The organism is Pedobacter sp. 01T416_2 (assembly GCF_056398925.1).
In genome coordinates this window covers 1-15,159 of record NZ_JBFTQI010000072.1, presented here as the reverse complement: position 1 = coordinate 15,159, position 15,159 = coordinate 1, and the positions used below count along the sequence as shown (strand labels likewise).

The 15,159-nt window shown below is 38.2% G+C and carries 12 protein-coding genes and 1 pseudogene; 12 read left to right on the top strand and 1 reads right to left on the bottom strand.

Translation table 11 applies throughout. From position 1 onward, the window contains the following. Together AC1DPQ_RS05065 and AC1DPQ_RS05060 are read left to right on the top strand one after the other, a co-directional pair. Nucleotides 1-1,156 (top strand): annotated as a pseudogene (locus AC1DPQ_RS05065) ((E)-4-hydroxy-3-methylbut-2-enyl-diphosphate synthase); the annotation flags it as partial. Nucleotides 1,157-1,387: 231 nt separating this feature from the next. After that, the gene (locus AC1DPQ_RS05060; RefSeq protein WP_477608234.1) at nucleotides 1,388-2,662 is read left to right on the top strand and encodes a mechanosensitive ion channel family protein; all 1,275 of its coding nucleotides are present in this window, start codon (nucleotides 1,388-1,390) and stop codon (nucleotides 2,660-2,662) included. Between the two features lie 441 nt (nucleotides 2,663-3,103). Here AC1DPQ_RS05060 and AC1DPQ_RS05055 read toward each other — a convergent pair whose 3' ends face one another. Next, nucleotides 3,104-3,931, bottom strand: coding sequence for an alpha/beta hydrolase family protein (locus AC1DPQ_RS05055; RefSeq protein WP_477584369.1), 828 nt, complete (start codon nucleotides 3,929-3,931; stop codon nucleotides 3,104-3,106). Between the two features lie 794 nt (nucleotides 3,932-4,725). Between AC1DPQ_RS05055 and hemA the strand changes: the two genes are divergently transcribed. The 10 genes from hemA to AC1DPQ_RS05005 form a co-directional block, all read left to right on the top strand. Beyond that, nucleotides 4,726-5,952, top strand: a complete 1,227-nt coding sequence (gene hemA, locus AC1DPQ_RS05050) for a glutamyl-tRNA reductase (protein ID WP_477584371.1) — start codon at nucleotides 4,726-4,728, stop codon at nucleotides 5,950-5,952. A 435-nt stretch (nucleotides 5,953-6,387) separates the two neighbouring features. Further along, a complete protein-coding gene (gene hemC, locus AC1DPQ_RS05045; protein WP_477608232.1) occupies nucleotides 6,388-7,968 on the top strand; it encodes a hydroxymethylbilane synthase in 1,581 nt (526 codons plus the stop codon). A 182-nt stretch (nucleotides 7,969-8,150) separates the two neighbouring features. After that, nucleotides 8,151-9,119, top strand: a complete 969-nt coding sequence (hemB, locus tag AC1DPQ_RS05040) for a porphobilinogen synthase (protein WP_477608230.1) — start codon at nucleotides 8,151-8,153, stop codon at nucleotides 9,117-9,119. Nucleotides 9,120-9,215: 96 nt separating this feature from the next. Beyond that, entirely contained in the window at nucleotides 9,216-10,586 is a 1,371-nt protein-coding gene (hemL, locus tag AC1DPQ_RS05035; protein ID WP_477584780.1) for a glutamate-1-semialdehyde 2,1-aminomutase, read from the top strand. 252 nt (nucleotides 10,587-10,838) lie between these two features. Then, nucleotides 10,839-11,705 carry a sensor histidine kinase gene (locus AC1DPQ_RS05030; RefSeq protein ID WP_477608228.1) on the top strand — a complete coding sequence of 289 codons (867 nt, stop codon included), beginning with the start codon at nucleotides 10,839-10,841 and terminating at the stop codon, nucleotides 11,703-11,705. 8 nt (nucleotides 11,706-11,713) lie between these two features. Beyond that, nucleotides 11,714-12,418, top strand: coding sequence for a response regulator transcription factor (locus tag AC1DPQ_RS05025; RefSeq protein ID WP_025146905.1), 705 nt, complete (start codon nucleotides 11,714-11,716; stop codon nucleotides 12,416-12,418). Beyond that, entirely contained in the window at nucleotides 12,418-12,933 is a 516-nt protein-coding gene (locus tag AC1DPQ_RS05020; RefSeq protein ID WP_477608226.1) for a hypothetical protein, read from the top strand. Before AC1DPQ_RS05025 ends, AC1DPQ_RS05020 begins: the two co-directional genes overlap by 1 nt. Before the next feature lie 192 nt (nucleotides 12,934-13,125). Beyond that, nucleotides 13,126-14,151 carry a uroporphyrinogen decarboxylase gene (hemE, locus tag AC1DPQ_RS05015; RefSeq protein ID WP_477584782.1) on the top strand — a complete coding sequence of 342 codons (1,026 nt, stop codon included), beginning with the start codon at nucleotides 13,126-13,128 and terminating at the stop codon, nucleotides 14,149-14,151. A 25-nt stretch (nucleotides 14,152-14,176) separates the two neighbouring features. Then, entirely contained in the window at nucleotides 14,177-14,737 is a 561-nt protein-coding gene (locus tag AC1DPQ_RS05010) for a CopD family protein (RefSeq protein WP_477584783.1), read from the top strand. A 191-nt stretch (nucleotides 14,738-14,928) separates the two neighbouring features. Then, nucleotides 14,929-15,159: hypothetical protein (locus AC1DPQ_RS05005; RefSeq protein ID WP_477608224.1), on the top strand; the 231-nt coding region annotated here is incomplete at its 3' end.

Genomic DNA, 15,159 nt, shown 5'->3' with positions numbered 1-15,159 from the left:
GGGTGATACCATTCGTGTTTCGTTAACGGAAGACCCTGAATTTGAAGCACCAGTTGCTAAAGCCCTGGCAGACCGTTATGCTTTAAGGAGTCCGAAGTCTGAAGTCGGAAGTCCCGAGTCGACTACACTACGCTCTACGCCCCACGCCCCCCGCCCAACTTATTCCCCTTACGAGTACAATCGCCGTATTACCACTGCTGTACAGCATATTGGTGGGCATCACCATCCGGTAGTGATGATCGATGTTTCGAAGGAAAACTTAAAAGATCCTTACTTTTTAAGTTCAATTGGTTACAATTACAGTGCAGGTTTAGATAAATATAACTTGGCCGATCAGGCTTGCGATTTAGCCTTCTTAGGTGATAATTTGCCATCTTTTTCTTTCCCTGGGAATTTAAAGCAAGTTTATAATTACGAAACCTGGTTAAAACTTAACGATAAAAACAATTGTCATCCTTTATATACGCTTGCCGAATATGGTTCTGCGGATGTTAAAGACGAATTTTTGAATTTCGTACAGATTGATTCAAAACAATTTAGCGATGCAACAATTGCACAATTGGATAACACCGTTGTTTTAATTTTGGAGACTTCTGCAACACATGGGATGGCTGAACAAAGGGCCTTTTTTGTTGCTTTGCAGGAGAAAAATATTCAGATCCCGGTAATCATTAAGAGATCTTACCAAGATGCAGATGCCGATCATTTAATGCTTTATGCTGCAACCGATATTGGCGCTTTATTTACCGATGGCTTTGGAGATGGGGTATGGATTGATGCAGAAGGTCAAAACCTTTCGTTGATTAATTCTACCAGTTTTGGGATTTTACAGGCTACACGTACACGCATCAGTAAAACAGAATATATTTCTTGCCCAAGCTGCGGAAGAACACTTTTCGATTTACAAGAAACCACTCAGCTGATCCGGTCACGTACCGATCATTTAAAAGGAATAAAAATCGGTATCATGGGCTGTATTGTTAATGGGCCAGGTGAAATGGCCGATGCCGATTACGGTTATGTGGGCACCGGCCCAGATAAAATTACCTTATACCGTGGTAAAGAAGTAGTAAAGAAAAATGTAACTACCGCCTATGCGCTTGATGAACTGATCGACATCATTAAAGATGATGGCAACTGGGTAGAGAAGGTTTAATAATTAATACTACGCTGTAGTTTGTATACTCACAAACCACTATGCTGTCATTCTGAGCGCAGCGAAGAATCTATATCCTGGGTAGCACCGGATTACAAACTACTGCGCCATTATCAATACTAGCATAGTTTTAACAGCACCAATATTCTTAGCAGATTCTTCATTGCATTCAGAATGACAAAGACTAGAGCACCATTTAAATTTGTAATCAATAAATCCTAAATTGCCTTAATGAATATCCCGGAGTTTCAATCCCTGTTTAACGAACTTAGAAATTGGCTTGCTGGCAAAGGCCTTGCTGATGGCGAACTCGTTTATTCTTACTTTTTTATCGGGTTGCTTGGCGTTATTCTATTTTTGTTCATCACCATATTTTTAACCCGACAGCTTTTTATCGGTGTGGTAAAAAGTGCAAAAACAAAGTCAGACTGGCAAAAAGCTTTATTCGAATTTAGGGTTTTCAGGGCTTTTGCTTTAATATTTGGGGCCTATATCATCTATAATGTTGTTCCTTATCTTTTTATCGATTTTACAAAAGGGTTGTTTTATGCTTTAATATTTGCTAAAATCTACATGGTTTTAGCCGTAATGTTTGCTGTAAATGCATTTCTGAATGCTTTGGTATCCATCATGGAATCATCAAAGAAATACGCCGATAAACCCATTAGAAGTTACAAACAGGTAGCCAAAATTGTATTTTATATTGTTGGTTTTGTGCTCATCCTGTCCATTATTCTTGGCGAATCACCGCTTTATGTTTTCGGTGGTTTTGGCGCAGTTACCGCTGTTTTCATTTTGGTTTTCAGAGATCCGATTTTAGGTTTTGTAGCTTCTGTACAAATGAGTGCCATTGATCTGGTTAGGGTAGGCGATTGGATTACAGTAGAAAAATATGGGGCAGATGGTGAAGTAACCGAAATTAATTTAACCACCATTAAAGTGCGTAATTGGGATAAAACGGTAACCATTGTGCCGAGTTACGCTATTGTGAGCGAGTCGTTTAAAAACTGGCGAGCAATGGAAGAAAGTGAGGGCAGGAGGATTAAACGCCACATTAATATTAAAATTTCGAGTATTAAATTCTGCGATGAAGAGCTGATTGGAAGGTTGCAGAGTATCGATTTTTTGAAAGATTACCTTAAAGAAACGCAGGCTTTTATAGAACGGTATAATGCCGAAAATACCGTGAATCCCAATAATCTGGTTAATGGCCGTCACATGACCAATATTGGTACTTTTAGGGTTTATGCAGAAAAATATCTGGAGAGCAATCCGCATATCAATACCGATTTAACCTTCATGGTGCGCCAGTTACAGGCCACAGAAAACGGATTGCCGATTGAAATTTATGTTTTCTCGAAAGAAAAAGGATTAAGGAAATTTGAAGAGGTTGCCGCCGATATTTTCGATCATTTATTAGCTGCGGTACCTTATTTTGATCTGGAAATTTTCCAAAGCCCAAGTGGCAGCGATATGCGAAATTTTGTAAGGAGAGGGGATGATTAGTATTGAAAAATTAGAACTCCCATAAATAATTTCCACCAAAGTAGTTTCTTAGGAAAACCAAAGAAATGATAATCAAAAAGACTAAAATTCCTTGAAGGGTAACGTTTTGTGCTAGTTTACTGTTAAAATAGAGAATTATCGCTAGCAAAACACCTAAAGTACTGGTAACTAATCCAAAAAAAGTTTAGGTGGGATCCTATATTTTTCATGAAAGGTTTGAGCACTAAAAATGCGTTCCTTTCCGTTTTTGGAGCGATAGCCCTCAAAATCAACAATAAATTCAGTATTTGATTTTACGGGCGAGAAATTACTGTCAAGAAAAATGATAAAACAGAAAAATAATGTTAATCCAATTAAGATCTTCTTAAATAGAGCTTGATTGAAGCCTGAGAAGTTGATTCTATCTTGAGCCATAATTTATGATGGCCCAAGATAATTAATTTATACTTCACTTATAAAAGTGATTACCTTTTCGCAAACCTTAAACAACAGCGGTGGCAAAGTTTCATTGGTATAAGGTTGCGTAGCGCCGTAAACATGGTTAGCGCCTTCAATTTTAACTAATCTGCTATTCGGATTGGCTTCTGCCAAAGTTTGTGCGGTTTCAAAAGGAACATTTACATCATCATCACCATGGATAATCAACCACGGGATGTTTACCCGTTTTGCAGCATCTAAAATATTCAATGCTGCTGCATTCTCTTCAAAATCTTCCAATAAACCAATATTTAATGGCATTTGCTCTTTGGTACGGGCATTGGTAACGAATATTTTGCCGGTTTTTTTCCATTCAGCTTCCTGTTCTTTTTTCCACAGGCTGGCAAAATCACCAATGGCACTCCAGGTAATCAGTTTGTTGATCCTTAAGTCATTCGCAGCCTCAATAATCGATAATCCACCACCGCGGCTATGGCCTATCAGGTTTACCTTTGTGTCTTTACCGTATGCTTTTTCGATAAAATCGAGTACCGCATTTAAATCAAAAAGTTCTTTTGATACGGTATTATTGGCAAAGGCATCCATATCGGTTACATCTTTCGGGTCATTAACTGGCACACCGCTATGCGATAAATTGAACTTAATGTAACGGTAGCCATTGCTGGCAAAATGCCTGGCCACTAAATTGTGCGCCCCCCAATCTTTAAAACCTTTAAAGCCATGAACAAAAAGTACAATGGGCGTATTAGGGTTTTTTTCATCAAAAGTGATATCACCAATAATTAATTTTCCGTCAGAACCGCTAAGGCTAAAATTGCTTTGTGTAATCATAATTTAAGGAATTGATACAAATTATAAACCTACGAAATCTAATTTTGTTGTGTGTTTTTTGCATTAACCTGATGGATGTATTTGTTATGGAAGCGCCAAGAAAACCATTAATAGTTGCAGAGGCCTATATTATCTAAACCCGATAACAGTGGAAATATTTTTTATTGCAGGTTTTCGGCAAACCCAGACTAACGTTCCCAAAAAGATTGTAACGAATAGCGGGGCTAACACTAAAATGAAATACAGCTCCTGCTTTTCAAAAAATAAAAATTACCCATTACGATTTTTATAATAATACCATACCAAACAGATAAACAATAACTGCAAAGGCAACCTTGCCCAGGCTATAAATGGTGTGGCCGATATTTTGCCAAATATGAACAGCATCTTCTGGATCATGCAGATGTGCGTAGGCATAAATGCGATCAACATTAGGATAATCAGCACAGCTGCAAGCTTTTTCGTCTTCTTAATCAACAATAAAACCCCAAAAACAATTTTTAATATTCCGGAAAAATAAATTAAAAGCCAGGTGAAGGCAACCATTTTGGCATAATCACGTAATATACTGCAATGGATAAAAAGTGGTTACATTCAGTCAGGACGTAGAAGAGGGCGTAAATTCGGAGAAAAATTTTACGATTGGTTTGTTCATATAAATCAATATGGTTTGATTAATCTTTAAGCTCTTTATTTAAAACCGTTCTAAATTGATGTAAATTACAGGTTAATGACAGTCACATGCGTTCACCCTGTTACTTTTGTATCCCGATAATAGTTAATAACGGAAGCACTTGGAATATTTAAAAGTAATAGCTTTTACGCATCACCACATCGACCTGAAATCTTTAGGGAAATTGGTTATTTGTGATCAGAGTTTAGATAGCAGGTTGAAGAATGTTCAAACAGAACTTCCCGTTAGTGAAATCTTCTACATCGGAACCTGTAACCGTGTGGAGTTTGTTTTCCTTACCAAAGAGAAAACCGACAAAGAATTTGTAACCAGATTCCTTACTGTTTTAGACATGGGACTGCCTCCTGAATTTATGGAGCGTTTTCTTGATAATGTTACGGTATACGAAAACGAAGAAGCTTTTAACCATTTGCTCAGAACATCGTGCTCTTTAGAGAGTTTGGTGGTTGGTGAAAAGGAAATTCTTGCCCAGATCCGTAAAGCTTATGAAAACTGCCGCGATGCAGGTTTTACTGGCGATTACATGCGTATGATTATGGATCGTGTGGTTAAAACCGCAAAAGAAGTTTATACGCACACCAATATTTCAAAAAACCCCGTTTCTGTTGTTTCATTGGCCTACCGGAAGCTAAAAGAGTTAAATATGTGTGGCAACTCACGTATCTTGATTATTGGCGCCGGCGAAACCAATCAGAACATTGCAAAATACCTCAACAAACATAAATACTCGAATTTCTCGATTTTCAACCGTACGTTTTCTAAGGCCGAATCTTTGGCAGAAGAACTAGGTGGTAAGGCTTATCCTTTAGCAGCGCTTGAAGATTTTAATGAAGGATTTGATGTGATCATTACCTGTACCGGCTCAACTGAGGCAATTATTAACGAAGCCTTATACGCTAAATTGTTAAACGGCGATCAAGGCAAAAAGGTAATTGTAGATTTGGCCATCCCGAATGATGTTACCCCGGCAGTAATTCATAACAACCCTGTACATTATATCGAAGTAGAATCGCTAAAAGAGGTAGCACGCAAAAATATCCAGGAACGTTATAACGAACTGGTACATGCCGAAGAAATTATCAGCCATAACATTACCGAATTTTTCTCTGTTTTAAAACAACGCCGTATCGAACTGGCGATGCAGGAAGTACCAAGAAAGATTAAAGAGATCAAAAATACAGCCATAAATGGTGTATTTGCCGATGAAATTAGTCAGATGGATGAGGCTTCACGCGAAGTTTTAGAACGTGTAATGAACTACATGGAGAAAAAATACATCAGCGTTCCGATGGTAATGGCCAAAGAAATTTTGGTTAATCAATCTTAATTTTACCGCAAAGATCGCTAAGGGCTGGCGCTAAAAACGCCAAATCTCGTTTCTATCATTTTTTTTTCTGTCATTCTGAACGCAGTGAAGAATCTTTTATCTTTAGATAAATCCGGAAACCAATTCCCTCGTCGTCATGCTGAACTTGTTTCAGCATCTTTCATGCAATCAACTTAAATGGACTTACATTCCTTATATGGTTCAAACGCCATCTAACATATCATAGTGAAGTCAGGTATTATCATCTGACTTATAGTATATCTAAAAGGATCATGTGTAAGATGGTAACATCTTACACCACGTTATACTTTCATGTCGTAAATGTCACAGAAATCCTTTAAATCACTCATTCTGTAACCTCACTGTCTCATTTTTAAACAATTCATGGTATAAACCACTAATTAAATTAAATTTGCAACTCATTTAACCTTTATAGTGAAGAAATTAACCATTGGAACACGCGGTAGCGACCTGGCTTTATGGCAAGCAAATCATATAAAAGATGAATTGGCTGCGATTGGAATAGAAGCAGAAATAAAAATCATTAAAACGCAGGGAGATAAAATCCTGAATTTAAGATTGGATAAACTGGAAGGCAAAGGCTTCTTTACCAAAGAATTGGAAGAAGAGCTTTTAGGTGGAACGATTGATCTGGCTGTACATTGCCTTAAAGATTTACCTACTACACACCCTGAAGGATTGATCATCGCCGCTTTACCACCACGTGAAGAAGCAAGCGAATACCTATTGATTTTAAAAGATTGTGTAGATGTTTCGCAAAAGCTTTCGTTAAAAAAAGGCGCAATGGTTGGCACTTCATCTAATCGCCGCAAAGCCCAGCTATTGGGTTTACGTCCCGATTTGGAGGTTGAAGATTTACGCGGAAATGTACCCACCCGTATCCAAAAACTTCGTGATGAAGATTACGATGCCATTCTGATTGCAAAAGCTGGTGTTAAACGCTTAAATCTTGATGTAAGCGATTTACATGTGGAAGAATTAGAAACTACTGAGTTTATTCCGGCACCCGCCCAGGGGGCTTTGGCTATTCAGATCAGGGAAAATGATACCGAGCTTTTTGGTGCATTGCAAAAATTGCACGACCCGGAAACTGCAGAGACTGTAACTGTAGAACGTAAGGTTTTAAATCTTTTCGAAGGCGGTTGCCATATGCCTTTGGGCTGCTATTGCAAAAAAGAAAATGGAAAATTCGAAATATGGACTTCAAAAGCCGAAACGGCTGACCATTTTCCTGAGCGTTTGTTTTTACGCGCAGAAAGTACCGAAGGTTTGGCAGAAAAAATTGTGGCCAAGTTTAATGTAGAAAGAAAGAAACCGGCAAAGGTTTTCATCTCGCGCGAAATTGGTGAGCACAGTTATTTCCGTAGGGCATTAGAAAATAATAATATTGAAATAGAAGGACGTTCATTAATCCGTACATTCCCGATAGTAACGGTTTTAGATCAGTTTATCTTAAGACACGTAGATTGGGTTTTCTTCAGCAGCCGCAACAGCGTAGAATATTTTTTCAACCTAAAACCGGTAATGCCAAAGAAAACAAGGTTTGGTGTGGTAGGAAGGGGATCTGAAGATGCATTGCGTAAATTTGGCCATATTGCCGATTTTGTTGGCGAAAGTGGCGATATTACCGAAGTTGCAGAAGATTTTGCGCAATTGGTTGGCGGTCAGCAGATACTGTTTCCAAGAGCGCAGGATTCTTTACAATCGATTCAAAAATCATTACCAGCTGATGCTAAAATAATCGATCTGCCGATTTACGAAACAGTAATCGAAGATGATATTGACCAAAGTTATGCTGATGTGCTGATTTTTACCAGTCCATCAAATGTTGATGCCTATTTCGCTGATAATTTATTGGAGCCTGGCCAACAGGTAATTGCTATTGGAAACTCTACCGGTAAGAAATTTGATGAAATGGGTGTAAAATATGCTTTGCCTTATTCGCCTGATGAAATTGGACTAGCTGAGGCAGTGTTTGGGATTGAGATTAAGTAAGGTTTAGGGTGTAAGGTAAAAGGCATAAGGTTTAGGGCGTAAGGTAAAGGGCAGAAAGCGTAAGGCCATCTATGAAATCCAAAAATCTGTGTAATCATTCAATCTGTGCAATCACCCCGAAGGAAAAAATAAAAAGATATTCAGGTCTCGATACTTGATACTAAATACTTGATATAAATAAAATGTTAAATCGTCCGCGTAGATTAAGGAAAAACCCATTGGTGAGAGAGATGGTAGCCGAAACCCGGTTATCGAAAGATATGTTTGTGTACCCTTATTTTATAGTGCCAGGCAGCAATGTTACCCACGCCATTGATGCCATGCCAGGGGTAAACCATTATTCGGTTGATACCCTGGTTAAAGATGTAGCGGCCGGAATGAAAAAAGGACTCAACAAAATTATGCTTTTCGGTGTGGGCGATGAAAAATCTGAAGACGCGAAATCTGCTTATCATGATCATTCCTTGGTTCCAACGGCTGTTCGTGAATTAAAAAAACAGTTCGGTGATGATTTATATGTAATTACCGATGTTTGCGTTTGTTCTTATACCACMCATGGCCATTGCGGTATTTTAGAGAACGATTATGTTCAAAACGATAAAACAGTAGAGGTAATCGCTAAAATGGCTTTAACACATGCCGAAGCTGGTGCCGATATGTTTGCCCCGTCTGACATGATGGATGGACGGATTGAAGCCATACGTAATCTTTTAGATGAAAACGGTTTTGTAAACGCAGCCATTATGAGCCATGCCACAAAGTTTGCTTCAGCCTATTATGGCCCGTTCAGAGAGGCTGCAGACTGTGCACCAAGCAAAGGCGATAGGAAGGCTTATCAGATGGATTTTAGAAACCCATTAGAGGCTTTGCGCGAAGCCGCTTTAGATGAACAGGAAGGCGCTGATGTTTTAATGGTGAAACCAGGTTTAGCTTATCTGGATATTATCCAACGGTTAAAACAGGATACCAATTTGCCAATTGCTGTTTATAATGTGTCAGGCGAATACTCGATGGTAAAAGCAGCTGCCGAACGCGGTTGGATAGACGAGCAAAAAGTTGTAATGGAAACGATGCATGCCTTCGCCCGTGCAGGCGCAAGTATTATTACCACTTACCATATTAAAGATATTTTAAATAACAACTGGATTTAGATAAGCTGAAAGCTTAAAGCAAAAAGACCAAAGCCATTGTATAGCGCTTTACTTTTCGCTTTAAGCTTTAGTCTTTCAGCTTTAAGCTTAATAAAAATGTTAGATTCATTAAAGAAAATGTTTTCAGGCAACGAAGCCGATATTCCGGTAAATACAGGTAGTAAACCTGATATTTCGAGAGTAAAATCTGCCGAATTGTACGAGAAATCAAAAACGTATTTCCCTGGTGGGGTAAACTCACCTGTTAGGGCTTTTAAATCTGTTTATGGTACGCCACTTTTTATCGAAAAAGGTGATGGCTGTTATATTTGGGATGCCGATGGTAATCAGTTTATCGATTTCTGTGGTAGCTGGGGACCATTAATTTTAGGGCATAACAATCCTAAAATCCGCGAAAAAGTTACCGAGGTAATGCAGAACGGAATGAGCTTTGGTGCGCCAACAGCTTTAGAAAATGAATTGGCTGAGCTGATTATCAAAAACAACCGTTTTGTTGAGAAAATCCGTTTTACCAGTTCTGGTACCGAAGCGGTAATGTCTGCCATACGTTTGGCAAGAGGTTTTACCGGTCGCGATAAAATTTTAAAGTTCGAAGGCTGTTACCACGGTCATAGCGATTCGCTTTTGGTTAAAGCCGGTTCTGGTTTGGTTACTTTTGGTGAAACCTCTTCTGCGGGTGTGCCAAAATCTTTTGCTGAAGAAACCATCGTTGTACCCCTAAATGATAAAACAGCTATTGAACAAGCTTTTGCTCAGTTCAAAGATCAGATTGCAGCAGTAATTATTGAGGGTATCCCTGCAAATAATGGTTTGATTATTCAAGATGAAGAATATATTCATTTCTTGCGTAAAATCTGTACGGATAACGGTTCCCTTCTGATTTTCGATGAAGTTATTACCGGTTTCAGGGTAGGCTTTGAAGGAGCTGCGGCGCATTATGGCGTTACACCTGATATTGTTACTTATGGCAAAATCATTGGTGGTGGCTTACCTGTTGGGATGTATGGTGCACGTGCTGAAATTATGGCACATATCTCTCCTGATGGCGGTGTGTATCAGGCAGGAACCTTGTCTGGAAATCCGGTGGCTATGGCAGCAGGCATTGCAACATTAACAGAACTGAACAAATCAAGCTTTTACAAAGATTTGAATACCAAAGCGCAAGAATTTGTAGCCAGTATTCAGCGTTTTGCAACCGCACGTAACTATAAATTTAAGGTATTTACCATTGGTTCTATCTTCTGGTTTGCTTTTACCGATAAAGATAAAATCCAGTCGGCTGATGATATTGATGCCAGCAGCATGGAGAAATTCAAAATTATGCACCGCGAGTTATTGAATAGAGGAATTTATTTAGGCCCATCGGGATATGAAGTTGGTTTCGTATCTTCAGCACATACTAAGATCGAATTGGAAAAAGCGAAACGTGCTATTTTTGAAGCATTAGATTTAGTATTTAAGAAGTAAGACTTTTTTGTTTAACCACAGAGGACGCTAAGTTTTCACAGAGAGCAAGAGGTTTGTTCGGAAAATCGTCATTGCGAGGAGGAACGGCGTAGTAATCTTAGTCAATTGGTTTTAAAATACCGGTAGTAGTAAGATTGCTGTGTGCTTCGCAATAGCGGACAGAGTAGAATAAATCGGTGAAATCACATTATCTGTGTAATCAACCCGAAGGAAAAGATATTTAAAATTAAAAGCCCCTTTAGGGGTTGGGGTATGAAGAAATCTATAWTTATATTTTACGCATTATTGCTTTACGCACTGATTCAACTCATTTCGTGGGGAACATTGGTGGTGCGTTTGCAGCCAAGCCGCATGACCATGATTATGGGCGAAGGTTCAGTGTTTTTGTTTTTGCTCTGTATCGGCGGTTATTTCCTTCATCAATCGTTAAAACGTGAAGATAAATTAAGGGAACAGCAGCAGAACTTTCTGATGTCAATTACACATGAGCTGAAATCGCCTTTGGCAGCGATAAAACTTTCTATCCAAACCATTGTTAAACGTGATTTGGATAAGGCACGCCAAACTTCATTGCTTAACAATTCGCTAAAAGATATCGAGCGTTTGGATGATCTGGTTGAAAATATGTTGTTGGCCACCAAGATCGAAAACCGTTCCTATACTTTTCCGAAGGAAGAATTTAACTTCTCGGAGCTGGTATATAAAATCACGGATAGGCTACAGGTTCACTCTTGCGGATGCGAGCAGATTATAAATGCTAAAATTCAGCCAAATTTGCAGGTGGTGGGTGACAAATTTGCCTTATCGTCAGTAGTAACCAATTTAATTGAGAATGCGGTGAAGTATTCGAACCCGTGTGATGAGATAAATGTGCATTTAAACAAAGTTGATGGGCATATTCAATTAAGTGTGGTAGATCAGGGGCCGGGTATTTCAGATGCCGAAAAAATGTTGATATTTGATAAGTTTTACCGCGTTGGTAACGAGAATGTCAGAAAAGCGAAAGGAACAGGTTTAGGCTTGTTTATTGTGAAAGAGGTTTTACAATACCATGATGCAGATATTACAGTAAAAGACAATTTGCCTCAAGGAAGTATTTTTGAAGTAACATTTAGTTAATCTCAATTATGTCACAAAAATTAAGAATTCTATTGGTAGAAGACGAGGATCACTTGTTAGATGCTATCAAATTAAACCTGGAACTTGAGGGTTATAAAGTTCACGCCGTTAAAGATGGCAAAACCGCTCTTAAAATTTTTAAAGAAGAACGCTTTAATCTAATTATTTTAGATGTAATGTTGCCTGAAATGGATGGTTTCCAGGTTTGCGAAACAATCCGTTTAGAGAATGCAGAAGTTCCGATTATGTTTTTAACAGCTAAAAACACTTCAGAAGACCGTGTTTTAGGTTTGAAAAAGGGAGCTGATGATTATTTGGTTAAACCTTTCAACTTAGAAGAATTAATTCTTCGTGTTGGTATTTTGGTTAAACGCAGTTTAAAATCTGATGATTTAAAAGAATTGAATTCTTACAAAATCGGTGATAAAACAATTTATTTTAACTCTTTCGAATTAAAACACGATGATGGCACCATCACACCGTTAACCAAAAAGGAAACGATGTTGTTGAAACTGTTGATCGAACGTAAAAACGATGCGGTTTCAAGAGAGCAGATTTTAGAAACCGTTTGGAATTATGATGTTTATCCTTCAACAAGAACAATCGATAACTTCATTTTAACTTTCCGTAAGTATTTCGAACCAGATCAAAAAAATCCAGTTTATTTCCACTCGATCCGCGGTGTAGGCTATAAATTTACTGATAGTCATTAATGTACAATAATAAGGGCAGATATGCTTTAATGGCTGTTTTTGCGCTTGCTGCATTGGTTTGTGTATTTTACAATCAATATCAGCTGGCCGCTGTTTCAGGACTGTTGTTTGCCTTTGTTGTTTGGAGCCATTTTAAGCATAGTTCGGTTTTGATGGCATCAAAACATTTCAAGAATAACGAATTCGGTAAAACCAAAGCCTTATTGGCTGAGGTGGTTAAGCCAGAGCGCTTGGCTAAAAGCCGAAGGGGTTATTACGAATTTATGCAAGGCAATATGGCTTTGAAGGAAGAAGACTATGATAAAGCCGAGTATCACTTTCAGTTGGCAAGCCGCTTTCCGGTAGGAGGTAAAAATGAGAAATCGTATGTACTGATCCATTTGGCTAATCTCGCTTTGCGGAAGAAAGATAGAGAAAGGGCAGAAGCTTATACGAAATTGGCCAAAGAGCTTGCCGAAACGCAACGCTCGAAAGACATTCTCGTTAAAATTGAAAAAGAAATAAGCAAGTTATAATATTAATATTGTCATTTTGAATAACGAAGCACCAGTTTAGGGATAAAAAGGTACTTCGTTTTTTTTTTATTTATACCTTTGCAAAATTAAAATTTTAGGCAGTCCGTCATCCTGAACTCAGTTCTGGATCTAACTAAAGAAAGATGCTGAAATAAATTCAGCATGACGTGTAGTGCGACACCAGATACAATCATGAAGAATAACCTATTTTTAGACGCAGCATTTTCAAAACAAACCGAACGCCCACCAGTATGGATGATGCGTCAGGCAGGTCGTTTTATGCCACAATATTGGGAAATTAAAAACAAATACTCTTTTTTAGAGATGTGTAAAAATCCAGAAATTGCTGCAGATGTGACCATGTTGCCTGTTGATTTGTTGGATATTGACGCCGCGATTTTATTCTGTGATATTTTGGTAACCGGAGAGGCTATGGGTGGTGATTTGAGTTTTACTCAAGGCGTTGGACCTAAATTTGCAAATCCGGTACGTACCGCTAAAGACATCGAAAACTTAAATGTTGATTGTCTGGACGAATTGCAATATGTTGCTGATGCGATTAAAGTGATTCAACAACGATTGGATAACAGAATTCCATTGATCGGTTTTGCAGGTGCACCATTTACCGTAATGAGTTATTTAATTGAAGGAGGTTCATCTAAAGATTTTAAATTAACCAAGCTCTTTATACACAATCAGCCAGAGCTGGCGCACAAACTTTTGGCTAAAATTGCTAAAGTAACGGCAGATTACCTGAATCTTCAGATTACTGCTGGCGTTAATGCTGTTCAGATTTTTGATAGTTGGGCACTTGCTTTATCATGGAATGATTATCAGGAGTTTTCTCACCATTATATTCAGGAAATCATTGCTAACTTAAACAGAAAAGATATTCCGGTTATTTCTTTTTGTAAAGGGAGCTCAGTTTTTGCTCCGATTATGGCAGAAGCTAAACCAGATGTAATTTCAGTTGACTGGAATGCTGATTTATTGAACATTAAAAATGCTTTGCCAAAAGGTATTGCCGTACAGGGAAATTTAGATCCACATATTTTATATGCAGATAAAGCAGTAATTAAAGCACAGATCCATAAATTGTTTGAACGCATGCGTGGTACCGAAGGTTTTATCTTCAATTTGGGCCATGGTATAATGCCAGATATTCCCTTCGATAACGTTAAATACGCAATTGAAGTGGTTAAAGAGTTTAGGTATTAAATTCTCGTCAACCCATAATAGATAAATGATAGAAACGCTATTGCCATATTATCGATATTTCATAGCAGTACATGTTGTATTTGTAATCAGCTGGATGGCAGGACTGTTTTATATCCTGAGTCTTTTTATTTACCATACCGAGGCAAACGATAAACCTGAACCCGAAAAAAGTATCCTCCAAAAACAGTTTGTTAAAATGGAGGCTACTTTGTGGAAAATTATCGCCACCCCAGCCATGATCATTTCTGTTTTGGCAGGTGTATCTATGCTGACTTTAAACCAAGGCTTGCTTCAAGCCGATTGGATGTGGGTTAAGCTAGGTTTTGTTGTTGGCTTACTCATTTATCATTTTATCTGTCAGAACATCGTTAAACAGCTTAAAAACAACCAGTATAGGTTAAACAGCTTTCAATTGAGGTTGTGGCGCGAATTGGCAACGATTTTTATGATTGCCATTGTATTCGTGGTAATCCTGAAAAACGCCATTAACTGGATTTACGGTTTAATAGGGATAATGGGCATAGCAATGGCCATTATGATTGCGGTTAAACTGTACAAGAACTATCGTAAAAAACGTGGCGAATAATCTGTATACCACAATTCACTAGGGCACTGAGAATATTGTTTGTAATTAGCGGTGTTAATAAAAGCTTTGTGTCCTTTGTAACCTTGGTGGTCGACTCGTAAATCACTTTGTTTCCTTTGCGTAAACTTCGCGTGCCTCGCGGTTAAATAAACCAAAAACTATTCTAAATTTGGGCGATAAAATTCAAGCGCATGTTTACAACTACAGGTCTGAAAAAGGCCTTACTGCTAATACCATTTCTTTTTAGTGCTTATTTCGCTTCGGCACAGTTTGATCAATCGGCTTTCGAAAACCGGATACGTCCCGATAGCAGCTTAACCAACGAGGTTCACTTCAACTTTTATAATTTAAACTATGTTCGTAATTACGAGTATACCAACGATTTTCATGATGGTTATACTTTGTACGGAACACAGTTACAG